This is a genomic window from Demequina sp., assembly GCF_016278765.1.
GTDB lineage: Bacteria > Actinomycetota > Actinomycetes > Actinomycetales > Demequinaceae > Demequina.
The window spans coordinates 23,912-39,170 of sequence record NZ_JADQBE010000015.1; the positions used below are offsets into that span (position 1 = coordinate 23,912).

General features: G+C 67.1%; 20 protein-coding genes. 12 read left to right on the forward strand and 8 right to left on the reverse strand.

Going from position 1 to position 15,259, the window contains the following annotated elements; all coding sequences use genetic code 11:
* Positions 1-11: 11 nt before the first annotated feature.
* From phnC to QZZ29_RS02705, 5 genes are read left to right on the forward strand one after another with little or no spacing between them, the layout of a single operon-like run.
* Positions 12-839: a phosphonate ABC transporter ATP-binding protein gene (gene phnC / locus QZZ29_RS02685; RefSeq protein WP_291381167.1), complete on the forward strand. Its 828-nt coding sequence runs from the start codon at positions 12-14 to the stop codon at positions 837-839.
* Positions 839-1,642 (forward strand): phosphonate ABC transporter, permease protein PhnE, encoded by an 804-nt coding sequence (gene phnE, locus QZZ29_RS02690; protein WP_291381169.1) that lies wholly within the window; start codon positions 839-841, stop codon positions 1,640-1,642. Before phnC ends, phnE (QZZ29_RS02690) begins: the two co-directional genes overlap by 1 nt.
* Positions 1,639-2,481, forward strand: a complete 843-nt coding sequence (gene phnE, locus QZZ29_RS02695; protein ID WP_291381171.1) for a phosphonate ABC transporter, permease protein PhnE — start codon at positions 1,639-1,641, stop codon at positions 2,479-2,481. Before phnE (QZZ29_RS02690) ends, phnE (QZZ29_RS02695) begins: the two co-directional genes overlap by 4 nt.
* Complete coding sequence (locus QZZ29_RS02700; protein WP_291381172.1) at positions 2,459-3,316, forward strand: MurR/RpiR family transcriptional regulator; 858 nt, start codon at positions 2,459-2,461, stop codon at positions 3,314-3,316. The genes phnE (QZZ29_RS02695) and QZZ29_RS02700 overlap by 23 nt, the downstream gene beginning before the upstream one ends.
* Before the next feature lie 26 nt (positions 3,317-3,342).
* Positions 3,343-4,101: an isoprenyl transferase gene (locus QZZ29_RS02705; protein ID WP_291381173.1), complete on the forward strand. Its 759-nt coding sequence runs from the start codon at positions 3,343-3,345 to the stop codon at positions 4,099-4,101.
* On the opposite strand, the gene QZZ29_RS02710 is transcribed toward QZZ29_RS02705, so the two are convergent.
* Genes QZZ29_RS02710 through QZZ29_RS02730 form a run of 5 tightly spaced genes read right to left on the reverse strand, consistent with a single transcriptional unit; the run spans position 4,052 to position 7,479 of the window.
* Positions 4,052-4,555 (reverse strand): VTT domain-containing protein, encoded by a 504-nt coding sequence (locus tag QZZ29_RS02710; RefSeq protein WP_291381175.1) that lies wholly within the window; start codon positions 4,553-4,555, stop codon positions 4,052-4,054. The two genes, QZZ29_RS02705 and QZZ29_RS02710, sit on opposite strands and share 50 nt — an antisense overlap.
* Before the next feature lie 9 nt (positions 4,556-4,564).
* Entirely contained in the window at positions 4,565-4,969 is a 405-nt protein-coding gene (locus QZZ29_RS02715; protein WP_291381176.1) for a Fur family transcriptional regulator, read from the reverse strand.
* The gene (locus QZZ29_RS02720) at positions 4,966-5,814 is read right to left on the reverse strand and encodes a metal ABC transporter permease (RefSeq protein WP_291381177.1); all 849 of its coding nucleotides are present in this window, start codon (positions 5,812-5,814) and stop codon (positions 4,966-4,968) included. Before QZZ29_RS02720 ends, QZZ29_RS02715 begins: the two co-directional genes overlap by 4 nt.
* Positions 5,811-6,608 carry an ATP-binding cassette domain-containing protein gene (locus QZZ29_RS02725; RefSeq protein WP_291381178.1) on the reverse strand — a complete coding sequence of 266 codons (798 nt, stop codon included), beginning with the start codon at positions 6,606-6,608 and terminating at the stop codon, positions 5,811-5,813. The genes QZZ29_RS02720 and QZZ29_RS02725 overlap by 4 nt, the downstream gene beginning before the upstream one ends.
* Positions 6,601-7,479, reverse strand: a complete 879-nt coding sequence (locus QZZ29_RS02730) for a metal ABC transporter substrate-binding protein (RefSeq protein ID WP_291381180.1) — start codon at positions 7,477-7,479, stop codon at positions 6,601-6,603. Before QZZ29_RS02730 ends, QZZ29_RS02725 begins: the two co-directional genes overlap by 8 nt.
* 133 nt (positions 7,480-7,612) lie before the next feature.
* On the opposite strand from QZZ29_RS02730, the gene QZZ29_RS02735 reads away from it, so the two are divergent.
* From QZZ29_RS02735 to QZZ29_RS02765, 7 genes are all read left to right on the forward strand, one after another.
* On the forward strand, positions 7,613-8,998 hold the full coding sequence (locus tag QZZ29_RS02735) for a glycine--tRNA ligase (RefSeq protein WP_291381182.1): 1,386 nt from the start codon (positions 7,613-7,615) through the stop codon (positions 8,996-8,998).
* Between the two features lie 21 nt (positions 8,999-9,019).
* Positions 9,020-10,171, forward strand: a complete 1,152-nt coding sequence (locus QZZ29_RS02740; RefSeq protein ID WP_291381184.1) for a YibE/F family protein — start codon at positions 9,020-9,022, stop codon at positions 10,169-10,171.
* Positions 10,172-10,286: 115 nt separating this feature from the next.
* Positions 10,287-10,433, forward strand: coding sequence for a hypothetical protein (locus QZZ29_RS02745; protein ID WP_291381185.1), 147 nt, complete (start codon positions 10,287-10,289; stop codon positions 10,431-10,433).
* A gap of 47 nt (positions 10,434-10,480) precedes the next feature.
* Positions 10,481-10,696, forward strand: coding sequence for a ribbon-helix-helix domain-containing protein (locus QZZ29_RS02750; RefSeq protein WP_291381186.1), 216 nt, complete (start codon positions 10,481-10,483; stop codon positions 10,694-10,696).
* A complete protein-coding gene (locus QZZ29_RS02755) occupies positions 10,693-11,043 on the forward strand; it encodes a type II toxin-antitoxin system PemK/MazF family toxin (protein ID WP_291381187.1) in 351 nt (116 codons plus the stop codon). Before QZZ29_RS02750 ends, QZZ29_RS02755 begins: the two co-directional genes overlap by 4 nt.
* Positions 11,044-11,460: 417 nt before the next feature.
* Positions 11,461-12,636, forward strand: a complete 1,176-nt coding sequence (gene dusB, locus QZZ29_RS02760) for a tRNA dihydrouridine synthase DusB (protein WP_291381188.1) — start codon at positions 11,461-11,463, stop codon at positions 12,634-12,636.
* A gap of 51 nt (positions 12,637-12,687) precedes the next feature.
* A complete protein-coding gene (locus QZZ29_RS02765) occupies positions 12,688-13,965 on the forward strand; it encodes a deoxyguanosinetriphosphate triphosphohydrolase (RefSeq protein WP_291381190.1) in 1,278 nt (425 codons plus the stop codon).
* Here QZZ29_RS02765 and QZZ29_RS02770 read toward each other — a convergent pair.
* The 3 genes from QZZ29_RS02770 to QZZ29_RS02780 are packed head-to-tail and all read right to left on the reverse strand — an operon-like array spanning position 13,962 to position 15,219.
* Positions 13,962-14,360 (reverse strand): hypothetical protein, encoded by a 399-nt coding sequence (locus QZZ29_RS02770; RefSeq protein ID WP_291381192.1) that lies wholly within the window; start codon positions 14,358-14,360, stop codon positions 13,962-13,964. The genes QZZ29_RS02765 and QZZ29_RS02770 overlap by 4 nt on opposite strands.
* On the reverse strand, positions 14,357-14,770 hold the full coding sequence (locus tag QZZ29_RS02775; RefSeq protein WP_291381193.1) for a hypothetical protein: 414 nt from the start codon (positions 14,768-14,770) through the stop codon (positions 14,357-14,359). Before QZZ29_RS02775 ends, QZZ29_RS02770 begins: the two co-directional genes overlap by 4 nt.
* The gene (locus QZZ29_RS02780; RefSeq protein WP_291381195.1) at positions 14,767-15,219 is read right to left on the reverse strand and encodes a hypothetical protein; all 453 of its coding nucleotides are present in this window, start codon (positions 15,217-15,219) and stop codon (positions 14,767-14,769) included. Before QZZ29_RS02780 ends, QZZ29_RS02775 begins: the two co-directional genes overlap by 4 nt.
* Positions 15,220-15,259: the final 40 nt, after the last annotated feature.

Consider the following 15,259-nt stretch of genomic DNA (forward strand, 5'->3'; position numbering starts at 1 on the left):
GACGGTTCTTCATGCCAGACCGCACACAGCGCACGGAGGCCGGGGCTCACACGACCCCGGCCTCCGTGTCGTGGCCCATTGACCTCTCGCACGTGACGGTGCGCTATCCGAACGGGGTCACTGCACTCACAGACGTCTCGCTCCACATCGCGTCAGGCGAGATGGTGGCCGTCGTGGGGCTGTCGGGCTCGGGAAAGTCAACACTGATCCGCACCATCAACGGATTAGTGCCCGTGACGTCCGGCGCCGTCAGGGTGGGACCGCACACCGTGAGCGCGCTGTCCGGGAGGCCGCTGCGAGCCCTGCGTGGTCACATCGGGATGATCTTCCAGGGATTCAACCTCGCCGACCGCGCGAGCGTCTATCACAATGTCCTGGTAGGTCGCTTTGCCCACTCGCCCACGTGGCGGACCGTGCTGGGCATCGCGGGTGCGAATGACCGTGACATTGCGATGCGGTCCCTCGAGTCGGTGGGGATGCTCGATAAGGTCTGGGGCAGGGCTGGGGCCCTGTCTGGTGGCCAGAAGCAACGCGTGGCGATCGCCAGGGCACTCAGTCAAGAACCTGCCGTGATGCTCGCCGATGAGCCGGTGGCCAGCCTCGACCCGCCGACTGCGCACACCGTGATGTCGGACCTGCTGCACATCAACCGGGAGCGGAATCTGACGGTACTGGTCAACCTTCATCTCGTGGACCTTGCGCGTCAATACACCACCAGAGTGATCGGCTTGCGTGGGGGAAAGGTTGTCTACGATGGCCTCGCAGCGCACGCCACCGACGCCGACTTTGAGGCGATCTACGGACGCCCCATTCAGTCGAGAGACCGGCTAGATCGCTGATGGCAGCGACTGAGCTTGCGGTGCCACCGCGGCCGCGGGTGTGGCCGCGCATCGCCGTAGTCACGGGCGCACTAGTTGTCATCACCGTGCTGACGACGCTGCCGACCCTGGGCGGCGTCGAGGTGGACCTTGACGCCATCGCCCGCAATTGGGGCAATGGGGCGGAGCGCATCGGCAAGCTCTTTCGGCCCGACCTGTCGATCCTTCCGCGCACGTGGGAGCCGCTCATCGAGACCATTGAGATGGCGCTCGTGGGTACTGCCATCGCGGCGGTGCTCGCGGTGCCCCTGTCCCTGTGGGCCGCCCGCCCTTCGAATCCCCGCGCGGCGACCCGTCGTGGAGTGCGCTTGGTTCTCAATGTGGTGCGCGCGGTACCGGATCTTGTGTACGCGACGATCCTGGTGGCGATGATCGGCGTCGGCACCCTTCCTGGCATCATCACGCTGATCCTGTTCGACCTGGGAATCGTGGTCAAGCTGGTGTCTGAGGCGGTGGACTCGGCCGATGCCTCGTATATGGAGGCCGGCCGCGCGGCAGGCGGAACGCAGACGCAAATCAACCGGCTGACGACACTTCCGCAGATGTGGCCAATGTTTGCAAGCCAAGTGCTGTACTCGCTCGAGCTGAACGTCCGTGTCTCGGCGATTCTTGGCATCGTGGGTGCCGGCGGACTCGGTCGCCTCATCGACGAGGTGCGCGGCTTCTACCGTTACGACTCGCTGGCGACGATCATCGCAGAGATCCTCGTGGTGGTCATCCTCATCGAGCTACTGTCCAACTTCTTGCGCAAGAGGCTGCGATGAACGCCGCAGCGCTCCACGAGCCCGACGTCGGCCAAGTGCCAGCCAAGCCCAGGGGCATCGTCGTCCGCCTCGCGTGGACCGGCGTCGGCGTCCTCCTGCTCGCCGCCTTCTGGGATCTCGGCATCGAATGGGGCAGGCTCGTCGACCTACCAGCTGACCTGCTTCACTACGGCAGGCTCATGTTCGCCGATCCTGACTGGGCCAAACTTCCAGAGGCGCTGTTCCAGACCTGGCGGTCGGTGGCCATGGCGTGGGTGGGCGCCGTGCTCGGTGTGGTGCTGTCGACCGCGCTGGGCATCCCCGCCGCCTCCGGCGTGGGACCGTGGTGGCTGCGGCTCACGCTGCGTGGGCTCTTCGCCGTGATCCGTGCCGTACCAGAGGTGATCATCGCCATCATCATCCTGACGGTCACGGGGCTCACGCCATTCACGGGGGCACTCGCGTTAGCCATCGGCGGCATTGGCACCCATGGCAAGTGGACCTACGAGACGATCGAGTCAGTTCCACACGGCGCCGCCGAGGCCGTGAGGGCGAGCGGCGGGAACGTGCTCGAGGTGGCACGCTGGGGCCTATGGACCGCGGCGGCGCCGGAACTCATGTCGCTCGCGTTGTACCGCTTCGAGATCAATGTGCGCACCTCGGCCATCTTGGGACTGATCGGCGTCGGCGGTATCGGCGACATGCTCACGGGCTACACCCAATATCGCGAGTGGGATACCGTGGGCGTGCTCATCATTGTCGTGATCGTCATCACCATGAGCATCGACGCGGTGTCCGGCAGAATCCGGCGCAGGATCATGGAAGGGGCGACAGTTCGTGACCTGGACAGGAGCCCCTGACGCACCGCCAACGGCCAGGATTGCGGCGCTTGCGCCTTCCCTGCAGCCCAGCGAGCGCCGGGTCGCCGAGGCGATCGTAGCCGACGTGCCCCGTGCCGTCGACATGACCGCCCAAGAGTTGGCCGATGTCGCAAATGTGGGCAGAGCCTCCGTGGTGCGCATGGCCCAGTCGCTTGGATACGACGGGTACCCGCAATTGCGCGTGGCTCTCGCCCGGCAGCGTGCGTACGACACCGAACCTGTCATCAGCGCTGACGGCAACCTCGGCATCGTGCGGGCCGCGATGGACCGCTTTGCCCGTGCGCTACCCCACACGGCCGCCGTACTGACTGCCGAGGTCGTGGATGCTTGCGTCGACGCACTCGACAACGCCTCGCGCGTGGTCATCTCGGCCAATGGGCTGTCGGCGCCACTGGGCTACGACGTGGCGATACGGCTCACCACGGCGGGCCGCCCCACCGAGTATCTGCCGGACACGCTGGCACAGCGCATCGCGGCCCGACAACTTGACAAGAGCTGCGTCCTCCTGGCCATCTCGGGTTCCGGGGCCAATCGTGCGACGCTCGACGCTGTCGACGCCGCGCAAGAGGCCGGCGCGACGGTCGTGGCGGTGACGGCGTTCTCGCGGTCTGCGCTCGTGTCGCGGGCGACGATTACGGTGGTCGTCCCCCCGGTGACCGAGTCGTTCCAAGACGAACTCGTGCAGACGTCGCGTGCAGGCCTGACCCTGGTGTTGGAGGCCCTCGTCGAGGCGCTTGTCGCGCAGCGCGGGCCGCGTGCCAGGGACGCCCGGGCCGCAGCATTGTCCGTGGTGTCGGATAGCCTCGGGGAGTAGCGCTTGCAAGCCGGTATCCTCAAGCCGTGACCACCCGGCCGTTTCCGCATCCTTCCGGCGCGACGCCACCCCACTTGCCGTCATCGGCGGTGCCAGCCCACGTGGCCGTGGTGATGGACGGCAATGGCCGATGGGCAAAGCAGCACGGGCTGCCACGTACCGAGGGCCACACCAGGGGAGAGGCCGCGCTTCTCGACGTGGTGGCGGGCGCCATCGAGGTGGGTGTGACCCACGTCAGCGCCTACGCGTTCAGTACAGAGAACTGGAAGCGCAGTCCCGATGAGGTGCGCTTCCTCATGGGATTCAACCGCGACGTGATCCGCCGCAGACGCGACCAGATGCACGCGTGGGGTGTGCGCGTCCGGTGGGCCGGGCGCCGTCCAAAACTGTGGAAGTCCGTGATCGACGAGTTGGAGAGCGCCGAGGAGATGACTCGGAACAACGACGTTCTCACGCTGACCATGTGCGTCAACTACGGCGGTCGCGCCGAGATCGCCGACGCCGCAAAGGCCATCGCGCTCAAGGTCGCCGCAGGGGAACTGAATCCCGCGAAGATCACCGAGAAGACGGTGGCCGCGCACCTGGACGAGCCCGACATGCCCGATGTGGACCTGTTCTGGCGATCAAGCGGGGAGCAGCGCTCCAGCAACTTCCTGCCGTGGCAGGCCGCCTACGCAGAGTATGTGTTCTCGGACGTGTTGTGGCCCGACGTGAACCGCACGCACCTGTGGGCGGCTATCGAGGAGTATGCGCGACGGAACCGGCGTTTCGGCGCAGCCGGGTGAGTCCGAACGCGAGAGCGATGAGGGCCGCCAAGACTGCGAGGCTGAGCCACGGCGCGGCCACGAATGCGCTGTAGATGGTCAGGCCCAGCGCCGCGTAGAGCATGGCCCAGGCGATACAGCCCGGAATCATCGCTACCGTGTACAGGTCCCATCGCATTCGCCCGTAACCCGCCGACGCGTTGACCATCGTCTGGAACCCGATCGTGAGGAACGACACTGGCACGCCGATGAAGCCCCACCTGTCCAAGAATGCTCCCGCCCTGTCCATCCGCGGGCCTGAAAAGCGCCGCACCCATCGTGAACCGCGCGCGTCGGGCGCCCGCTGGGATGCGGTTTCGGCGCGATCGCGAACCCAACGGCCCAGCCAATAGGTGCCCTGGGCGCGCAAGAACACGACGCCGAGCAGGAAGAAGAACAGTCCGAGCCACGGGCCGTCGGAGATGAAGCTCGGCACGCCCGCCACCTAGTTGCCCTCCGCCGCACACCGGCCGCACACGCCGGTGAGTTCTACCGTGTGCTCGAGCCGAGAATAGCCGTGCTGGGCGGCCACCGACGCCGCCCACGCCTCGAAGGTGGGCATGTCCACGTCTTGCGCGGCGCCGCACACTCGGCATCGCAAGTGGTGGTGATGGACCTCGCCCGCTTGGCACAGCCGGTACAAAGTCTCGCCGGAATCCGTCACCACGGCGTCGACGTCTCCCGATTCGGCGAGAGCCTGGAGCGCCCGGTAGACGGTTGCCAGGCCGATGGCGGCGCCGCCGTGACGCAGGAGGTCGTGCCAGTCCTGGGCCGAGCGGAAGCCGCCCTGGCCGAGGGCCTTCACGATCGCGGACCGTTGCTTGGTCTGACGGGGTTTGGCTTCGGTCACGACTCGCTCCCTCGTCGAAGGCGATCGCGGCTGGCGAGGGCAAGGGTCACCGCCACGTACACGCCCACGCCGAGCACCACGATCAACGCGCCCGGCTGAAGGTCGTGCGTGAGGGTGATCCAGATTCCCGTGAGGGTGAGCGTCGCGCCGACCGCCATCGACACGTACATCGTGCGCGAGAAGGAGGCGGTGACGCGTTGGGCGATTGCCACCGGCAGGATCATGAGGGCCGACACCAGGAGCACTCCGACCACGCGCATGGCGACGGTAATGGTCGCCGCGGCGAGCACCGCGACCATCATGTTGAGGAGCTCGACCGGCAGGCCTGTGGAGCGGGCGAACTCCTGGTCGTGGGTGACCGCGAAGAGCGCCCCGCGCAGGCCAAGACCCACGCCGACGATCACGATTGCAAGCGTCGCCGTGATCCACACATCGGCCCACGCGACGGTCGAGATGGAGCCGAACAGATACCCGAGCAGGTTGGCGTTTGATCCGCCCGCCAGGCCGATGAGCAGCACGCCCGACGCGATGCCTCCGTAAAACAGGATGGCCATGACGACGTCCGCGGCGGCGCCTCTGGCGCGCATGCGCTCGATGATGACGGCCCCTGCCACCGCGAATAGCACGGCGCCCGGCACCGCGAGCGAATCTCGCTGCGCGAGGCCGGCCGCGGACCCCGCAAGCCACCCCGCAGCGACGCCCGCAAGCGCCACGTGGCCGATGCCGTCGCCAAGCAAGGCCATGCGCCGCTGCACCAAGTACGTGCCGACGATGGGCGCTGCGGCTCCGACGAGCAGCCCGACCAAGAGCATGCGCTGAACCAGGGGGTCCGCCAGGAGGGTCATGCGGGTCCCTCCAAGACGATGCCGCCGCGTGCCGGGGAAGGGGGGTCCTCGTGGGCGTGCTCGTGCTCGTGTCCCGGAAGAGCGTGAATGCCGAGATCATTCGGCGGCGCACCTTCGTAGGTCACCCGACCTCCGTCCAATACCACCGAGCGATCGATGTGGCGCGCGAGGGCGCCCAGTTCGTGCAACACGATGATGACGGCGACGCCGTTCTCCTTCAGGTGGCCGAGGGCGTGTGCAAATGCGACTTGAGACTGCAGGTCCACCCCGGCCATGGGCTCATCGAGTATGAGGATGTCGGGTTGACGCACCAGCGCCCTGGCAATGAGGACGCGCTGCTGTTGCCCTCCCGACAGGCGACTGACGTCGCGCCCCAGGAGGTCCTCGATTCCGAGTTGAGCAAGGGCCCGTTTCGCTCGGGTCCGCGCGTCGCGGGGGCCGCGTAGCCGACGATGCCCCAGCAGTCCTGAGCGCACCACTTCGTCCACGGTGGCGGCGACGCCGCCACCGGCGCTCATCCGTTGGGGCACGTAGCCGATCCGTGAGCGCGGGCTCGCACCGGCGGGCTCGCCGAACAGGGTGACCGAGCCGCGGGCAAGCGGAACGGCGCCGACGAGCGCCCGAACGAAGGTGGACTTGCCAGAGCCGTTGCCGCCCATGAGGGCGACCACCTCGCCAGGCGACACATCAATTCCGACCGCGTGGAGGATCGCCGTGCCGTTGAGGGACACGTCAACGTTCCGCGCCGAGAGAACGGGGGGCGCGACGTCGATAGGGACGGACAGGTCAGCCACAGTCGAGAGCCGTCTTCAGGGCGTCCAGATTGCGATTCATGGCTCCAAAGTAGTCGTCGCCGTTCACGACGGTCTCCACCGGGTCGAGCACGGCCGTGGCAACGCCGGCATCGGTGGCGAGCGACTCGGCGACGGCGGGGTTCACGAGCGACTCTGTGAAGACCGTGGTGGATCCCGTCGAGGCGATGATGTCGCGAATCTCGCGGAGTTTGGCGGGCGAGGGCTCGCTTTGGGGGTCGACGCCGGCGATGGCGATCTGGTTGAGGTTGAACGCCGCGGCGAGGTACCCGAACGCCTCGTGGCTCACGATGATGTCGCGGCGCGCGCACTGAGACAGCCCGGCGGTGTAGGCGTCCGCGAGCGCGCCGAGCTCCCGGGCAAGGTCCGCCGCGTTGGAGACGTAGGTGTCGCCGTGGGCGGGGTCGAGACGGGCGAGGGAGTCGCCGATCGCGAGCGTGTAGGTGGCAAGCACACTCGGGTCCAGCCAGAAGTGTGGGTCGAGGGCCGACGTTCCGGCGGCGGTGTGAAGGCTCACGACACTGGCGGTATCGAGGGCGACGGCGCCGGTCGAGCTGATGGCGTCGTCCACCGCGGGCTGGAACCCGTCGATGTACAGGACAACGTCGGCATTCTGCATCTCGCGCACGGTGGCGGGGGAGAGTTCGACATCGTGTGGTTCGACTCCGGGCGAGGTCACGGTGGTCACGGTTCCCACGTCGCCCACGACGCGCTGGGCCACAAATTCCAGGGGATAGAACGCCGCTGCCACGGTGGGGCCCGCGTTCGCGGGCGCGGTGTCGGTGGAGCATGCGGCGGTGGCGAGGGCAGCAATCGTGGCCGCGGCGATGACGCGGCACAGGCGGGTCTTCATAGCGGTGACCATAGTCGTAGTGATAATCATTGTCAATTAGGGCGAGCAGGGGTTGGGAGAGGCCGATGCGCCTTGGCCCCGCATCTGATCGCTAGACTTGGCGCGTTCCTTTCACCTTTTCAGGAGTGCACTCGTGGCCAATGCCAGCCGACTCGACAACGTGATCTCACTCGCCAAGCGACGCGGCTTCGTGTTCCCTGCGGGCGAGATCTACGGCGGCACCCGGTCCGCGTGGGACTACGGGCCACTCGGCACCGCACTCAAGGACAACATCAAGCGCCAATGGTGGCGTGCCATGGTCGACTCGCGCGACGACATCGTCGGGATCGACTCCTCCGTCATCCTGCCCACCCAGGTGTGGGAGGCCTCGGGCCACCTTCAGGCGTTCGTGGACCCGCTTGTCGAATGCCAGCAGTGCCACAAGCGCTACCGCGAGGATCACCTGATCGAGGAGTTTGAGGAGAAGAAGGGCCGCGCGCCCAAGGGCGGCCTGGACGAGATCGCGTGCGCCAGTTGCGGCACCCGTGGCCAGTGGACCGAGCCGAAGATGTTCAACGGCCTGCTCAAGACCTATCTGGGTGTGACCCAAGACGAGTCCGGGCTGCATTATCTGCGTCCCGAGACCGCCCAAGGCATCTTCGTGAACTTCGAGAATGTCATGCGCACGTCGCGCGTGAAGCCCCCGTTCGGCATCGCCCAGATCGGGAAGAGCTTCCGCAACGAGATCACTCCAGGGAACTTCATCTTCCGGACCCGCGAGTTCGAGCAGATGGAGATGGAGTTCTTTGTGGTGCCCGGCACCGACGAGGACTGGCACCAGCAGTGGATTGACACTCGCATGGAGTGGTACACGGATCTTGGCCTGAGCCCCGAGAACCTGCGGCTGTACGAACACCCGCAAGAGAAGTTGTCCCACTACTCGAAGCGAACGGTGGACATCGAATACCGCTTTGGATTCCAGGGCAGCGAGTTCGGCGAGCTTGAGGGCATCGCCAATCGCACGGACTTCGACCTCACGACGCACTCCGAGCACTCGGGCAAGGACCTGTCCTACCTGGATCCAGCCACCAACGAGCGGTACACGCCGTATGTGATCGAGCCCGCGGCCGGCCTGACGCGCTCGCTGATGGCGTTCCTCACGGAGGCGTACACCGACGAAGAGGTGCCGACCGCCAAGGGAGGCACCGAGCCCCGCACGGTCCTCAAGCTCGACCGCCGGCTCGCTCCCGTCAAGGCTGCAGTGTTGCCGTTGTCCAAGACCGACGCGCTCAAGCCCACCGCACAGAACCTCGCCAAGGAATTGCGCGGCGCCTGGACCGTCGACTACGACGAAACCCAGTCGATCGGAAAGCGCTACCGCCGTCAGGATGAGGTCGGAACGCCATTCTGCATCACCGTCGACTTTGAGACCCTTGAGGATCAGGCTGTGACCATCCGCGACCGCGACACGATGCAGCAGGAGCGGGTGAGCCTCTCGAACGTGAGGGGGTACCTCGCCGAGCGGCTCATTGGCGCCTAGGCGAAGGTGGGGGCGACTGACGTGAGCGGCGGTCAGGGTCACGACTCCCCGCCGCGAGCCTCCGAGCGCACCTCCACGATACTGAGCGTGATCGTGGGCGTCGTCCTCTTTGTCACCCTGTGGGGCGCGGCGGCGGTGTGGCCAAACGATTTCAGCTTTCGAGGCTCGCTCGACTCCTTGGGGGAGGGGTCTGAGTGGGTGACCGCCACGATCGAAACGGTCGCGGACGACGGCTCGGCGACCGCCATCGTCAAGGGCGAGGAAGAGATTGGCGTCAGGCCGATCGCCACGCTCGACGACCCCACCATCGTGCTCCATCCCGGCGACAAGGTGCGGGCACTCGAACTTCCCACGGGCGAGCTGGGCTTCTCCGACTTCGAGCGGGGCAGCCCGATGCTCGCCCTGTTCATCGTGTACGTGATCGTGGTGCTCGTGATCGCTCGCTGGCGGGGCCTTGGTGCGCTGCTGGGTCTCATCGCCGCTTTCGGTGTGGTGTTCTTCTTCACGATTCCGGCACTCTTTGATGGCGGAAACCCGCTTGTCATCGGCCTGGTGACGGGCTCTGGGGCGTTGTTCGCGTTGCTGTATATGGCGCATGGTCCCAATGCGCGAACCACCACGGCGTATCTGGGAACCCTGGCGGGCCTTGCGGTCACGACCGTGCTTGCCTGGTGGGCCGTCGATGCCTCCCATCTCAATGGACTGTGGAGCGAAGACCGCACGCATCTCGAGTTCTTCTCGCGCGGCGTCTCGTTGCAGGGGATCCTGCTGTGCGGCATCGTCCTAGCCGGGCTCGGCGTACTCAACGACGTCACGGTCACCCAGGCGTCGGCGGTCTGGGAACTGCGCTCCGCTCGCCCCGACCTCGCGTGGACGCAACTGTTCTCTCGCGGCATGCGCATCGGCCGCGATCACATCGCCTCCACCGTCTACACGATCGCCTTCGCCTATGTGGGGGCCGCGCTACCCACCCTCATGTTCATCTCGCTGTACGGCACCAGCCTGGGTTTCACCCTCACGTCCTCCGACATTGCCGAGGAGGTTGTCCGCACTCTCGTTGGCTCGATTGGGCTGGTGTTGGCTGTGCCACTCACCACGGCCATCGGCGCCCTCGTGGTCGCGGGCCGTGGGGCAGTCGTTGAGGGCTCTGCGGCGCCGATTTCGCGGGCTTAGGCGAGGCCGCGAAAACGGTTCGTCTACGCGAGCGGTCGTCTGGACGTCCCTGATCAGGCGCACCATGGTGTCGATACGGATCGCGTCCCCTTGCGGGCCGTGACCGCTCCCGCCCGTGAGGGCAGCGGTGTGGCCGCTGTCCAAGACCGACGCGCTGAAGCCCACCGCGCAAAACCTCGCCAAGGGCTACCTCGCCAAGGGCTACCGCGCCAAGGGCTACCTCGCCAAGGGCTACCGCGCCGAGCGGGTCGTCGGGGCGTAGCGCGAATCGGGGTAGCACCGAGGTATTACCCGAAGTAGTATGGGGCTATGAAGCTCTCGGTCAGCCTTCCCGACGACGACGTCGCGTTCCTCGACGCGCTCGCCAAGGAACGCGCGCTCGACTCCAGGTCAGCCGCGCTGCAAGAGGCCGTGAAGGTGCTCCGTGAGCAGTCGCTCGTCGAGGCCTACATGGAGGCTTTCCTCGAGAGCCGCGGCGAGTACGCGGACTGGGACGCCACGTCAGGGGACGGAATCGCCGAATGAGGCGCGGGCAGGTGTGGCTCGTCGACCTCGAGCCTGTGCGTGGGTCGGAGGCGAGCAAGGTGCGCCCGTGCGTCATTGTGTCGAACGACGGGAGCAACGCGGCAGCCGCGCGCACCGGTGAGGGCGTCGTGACCGTGGCGCCCGTGACCTCGAACATCGCGAGCGTCTGGCCCTTCCAGGTGCTCGTCGCGGCCGCGGACTCTCCCCTTGACCGGGACTCCAAGATTCAGGCGGAACAGGTGCGGGCGATCGCGCCGGGGCGCATGGTTCGCCAGCTCGGGACGCTCGGCTCCGCGACCATGCGGCAACTTGACGACGCGCTGCGACTGCACCTGTCGCTCGGCTAGCGGAGGTATGCGTGGCCCTAGGCGCGGGGCCAAGCGGCCGTCGTGGTGCGCGTGCGCGCCGAGTGGGTGCACAACGTGGCCCTCCTGCCGACGGCGCGTCGTCGGCGAGTTCCAGGAACTCCACGAGGTTCGCGAGGCCGCGGACGGGGTAGTCGACGGGGAGCCGCACGTGGTCGAGGCCCCGGGATTCGATCTGCGCGATGTCGCTCTCGGTGACGAAGGCGCGGAAGTGCGCGTGGTCGTACTCCGCGTACTGCGACAGCCAGCCGCCCAGGTTGATCCCACGCATGAACCCTTGCATGCCACGCCTCCAGTTCCGCGCCGATTCCGGGGGCGCGCTCTCTCGCCAGCCGAGGGTCTCCCGCTGCGTGACGTGGGCGCGCGACTCACCACGCCGCATCGGCGACAATGGTGCATATGACCGCCACGACAGAGAGCGCCTCCAGGCTGCTGCCGCCGCTCCACATCGGTCGCCTGACGGTCGAGACGCCCGTGATCCTGGCGCCCATGGCGGGCATCACCAACGCCGCCTTCAGGCGCCTCTGCAGGGAGCACGGCGGGGGACTCTACGTGGCGGAGATGGTGACGTCCCGCGCACTCGTGGAGCGTTCGCCGGAGAGCATGCGCATCATCGCGCACGATCCCGACGAGACGCCGCGCTCGGTTCAGGTCTACGGCGTGGACCCGGCGACCATCGGCGCGGCCGTCAGGATCCTCGTGGAGGAGGATCGTGCCGACCACATCGACATGAACTTCGGCTGCCCGGTGCCCAAAGTGACCCGCAAGGGCGGGGGAGCGGTACTCCCGTGGAAGCGGGACCTGTTCCGTGACATCGTGCGCGCCGCGGTCCGTGAGGCCTCCAAGTTCGACGTGCCGGTCACCGTCAAGATGCGCAAGGGCGTGGACGACGACCACCTCACCTATCTCGATGCGGGCCGCATGGCCGAGCGCGAAGGCGTCGCCGCGGTGGCGCTGCACGCCCGGACGGCAGCCGACTACTACTCGGGCCACGCCGACTGGGAGGCCATCGCGCGGCTCAAGGACGCCGTCACCTCGATTCCGGTGCTGGGCAACGGCGACATCTGGGCGGCCGAGGACGCGCTGGAGATGGTCGAGCAGACCGGTTGCGACGGCGTCGTCGTGGGGCGCGGCTGCATGGGTCGCCCGTGGCTCTTCGCCGACCTGCAGGCGGCCTTTGAGGGCCGTCCGGAGCGCGTGCAGCCGGACCTGCGGCACGTCGCGGACACGATCTTCCGCCATGGACAGCTGATGGTGACGCACTTCGACGACGACGAGAACCGCGCCATGCGCGAGATCCGCAAGCATATTGCCTGGTATCTCAAGGGATACCCGGTGGGAGGAGAGGTGCGTAGGCGCCTCGGCCTGGTCGAGTCGTTGTCGCAGTTGCGCGGAATTCTCGACGAGATGGATCTCGACTCACCGTTCCCTGGGCCCGATGCCGAAGGGCCGCGCGGCCGCCAAGGCACTGCACGCAAGCCCGCGTGCCCCGACGGCTGGCTCGACACGCAGGACATCACCCCGGACCTGGAGTTGCGGCTGCGTGAGGCCGAGCTGTCCGTATCCGGCGGCTGACGGTTCGCTCACACGCAATCCCGACGCCGAGGCGCGCTATAGCATCACAGAGTGACTTCCCTTCCCGCAGGCTACGGCCCGTTCGACACCGAGAGATTCGTCGACGAGCCGCCCAAGCAGGCGGATAGAACCTCGTTCGAGCGGGACCGGGCGCGCATCGTCCATTCGAGCGCGCTGCGCCGCCTTGGCGCGAAGACTCAGATCCTCGGTGCGGGCAGTGGCGACTTTGTGCGCACCCGCCTCACCCACAGTCTTGAGGTGGCTCAGGTGGGGCGGGGGCTGGGCAAACAGCTCGGGTGCGACCCCGATGTGGTGGACGCCGCGTGCCTGGCGCATGACCTGGGACACCCCCCGTTTGGCCACAACGGCGAGCGGGCGCTCGACTTTGCGGCCAAGGACATCGGCGGCTTTGAGGGCAACGCCCAGACGCTGAGGATCGTGTCGCGGCTCGAGCCCAAGTCCGTCCACCCGGTCACGGGAGACAGCGTGGGCCTCAACCTCACCCGCGCCACCCTTGACGCGGGCATCAAGTATCCGTGGCGCGAAAACGCGACCCCTCTTCGCGCCGACGGCAAGCCGACGCGAAAGTTCGGCGTCTACGAGGACGACCTCGAGGTCTTCACATGGCTTCGCAAGGGAGCGCCGGACCGTTCCCCCAGCTTCGAGGCCCAGGTCATGGACGTCGCGGACGATATCGCATACTCCGTGCATGATGTCGAGGATGCGGTGGTGCACAACGGCGTCGCGCTGAGCACGCTTCGCGACGCTGGCCGGGCGCAGGCCGTGGCGGCCCACGTGCGCGAGTGGTACGGCAGGGGCGACGAGGACGCAGTGGTGGGGGCGCTCGACAGGCTACGCGCCCAACCGTGGTGGATGGACGCCTACGACGGCTCTCACCGCGCCCTGGCAGGCCTCAAGGACATGACGAGCCAACTCATCGGGCAAATGGTGTCGTCGATCGCCGACGCCACGCGCGCCGAGTATGGCGAGGGCCCGTTCACGCGGCACGCGGCGCGGTTGGTGATTCCGGATGAGACCGCCGCCGAGATCCTGTTGCTCAAGGGCGTGGCCGTGCACTTCCTCATGGCCCCGCGCGAGCGCAAGCCGTCGTACAAGGCGCAACGCGAACGCCTCATCGACCTTGTCGCGGCGTTGGCGGCGCGCGGCGCCGACGCCCTGGAGCCACATTTCGCGGTGTCCTGGTCGGATTGCACCGACGACGCGGGCAGGCTGCGGGTGGCGGTCGATCAGGTGGCGTCGCTCACGGACAAGTCGGCATACGACTGGCACCACAAGTTTGTGGTGAGGCCCAAGCGGGGCAAGCCCTAAGCGCCGTCTCCTGACGATGCTAGGTGGGCGCGACGCGCCCGTAGCAGCGCCCACAGGGCGAGTATCGGAAGCACCAGCGGAACCCAGCCGTACGCGGAGCCGTAGCCCGTCCACACCGTCTGGTCGGGCCACCACGAGGACTCGATGTAGCCGAGCGTGCCGACGATCAGCACTCCCGCCAACTCGATCGACGTGCCGATCAGGGCGATGCGGTGGCGGCCCTTCCACAAGGCGATCGCGATGACCGCGTAGAGGATGGCCGATAGCGCGGAGACGGAGTACGCCAAGGGCGCGTCGGCGAACTTTGTGGAGATTTGGTAGGACGAGCGTCCGAGCGCCGCGAGGGCCAACACTGCGTATGAGACGATCAGCCCGATGCGGGCGAGGGGATTCACAGGACTCCATGGAAGATTGAGGCCAACCGCCACGCCACCACCGCCGCGGCCACGGCGATGATCATGGCGGCCACGGCGTCGACGCGCGCCATCTGGTCCCGTTGCAGCACAGGGCGATGAGGGTCTGGGTCGTCCGCATCCGGCAGGCCGAGGCGACTGATGCCGAGCAGCGGCAGGAGTGCGACGGCGGCGAGCAGGTAGCCGACGGTGATCACGATGGGGACGCCGCCACCGAAGATTGCGGCAAGAATCGTCAAGACCTCGACGAACGTCACCACGTAGAACCCGGTCACCACCCACTGCAGCGCACGGTGCGCGTGAATCCAGGCGAGGGTCACCGCCCCGACCACAAAGAGCACGGCGGTCGCGACCAGCATCGCCGGGTAGACGGCGTTGAGATATGCGGTCATTGCTGCTGAGCGAGCTGAACGCGCATGGGCAGGCGCGCTTCCTCTTTGCCGTCCACGGAGATAACCCACGAGAACTTGGTGGCCTCGGAGAAGCGCATTCCGTCGATGGCAAAGGCAAAGCACGCGACTTGCTCGTCGCCGTCCACCAGCATCGGCGGCCTGCCGAGCGTGAACTCGCCGCCAAGGGCTTGAATAGCCTCCGGCTTGCCGTCTTCACCCATGCGCACACCCACGGGATACGGCTTGCCGTCTTCCGTGACGAGCCGCAGTTCAAAGCGGTGCGAAACGTTCGTGTCGGTAAACGGAACGTGCACCACGGCGGCCACCGCGAGTCGCCGGTGCACCGCCGGGAAGGAGCGCACAAAGACCGTGTTCCACCCCGCGCCCAGGGCGTAGATCTTGTTGTTGACCACCTCTGCCGAATCGGCAAGGAAGGCATCGACCCTCACGCGCGTCTCCTCTCGTCGCCGTTGCCTAGCCTACCTACGA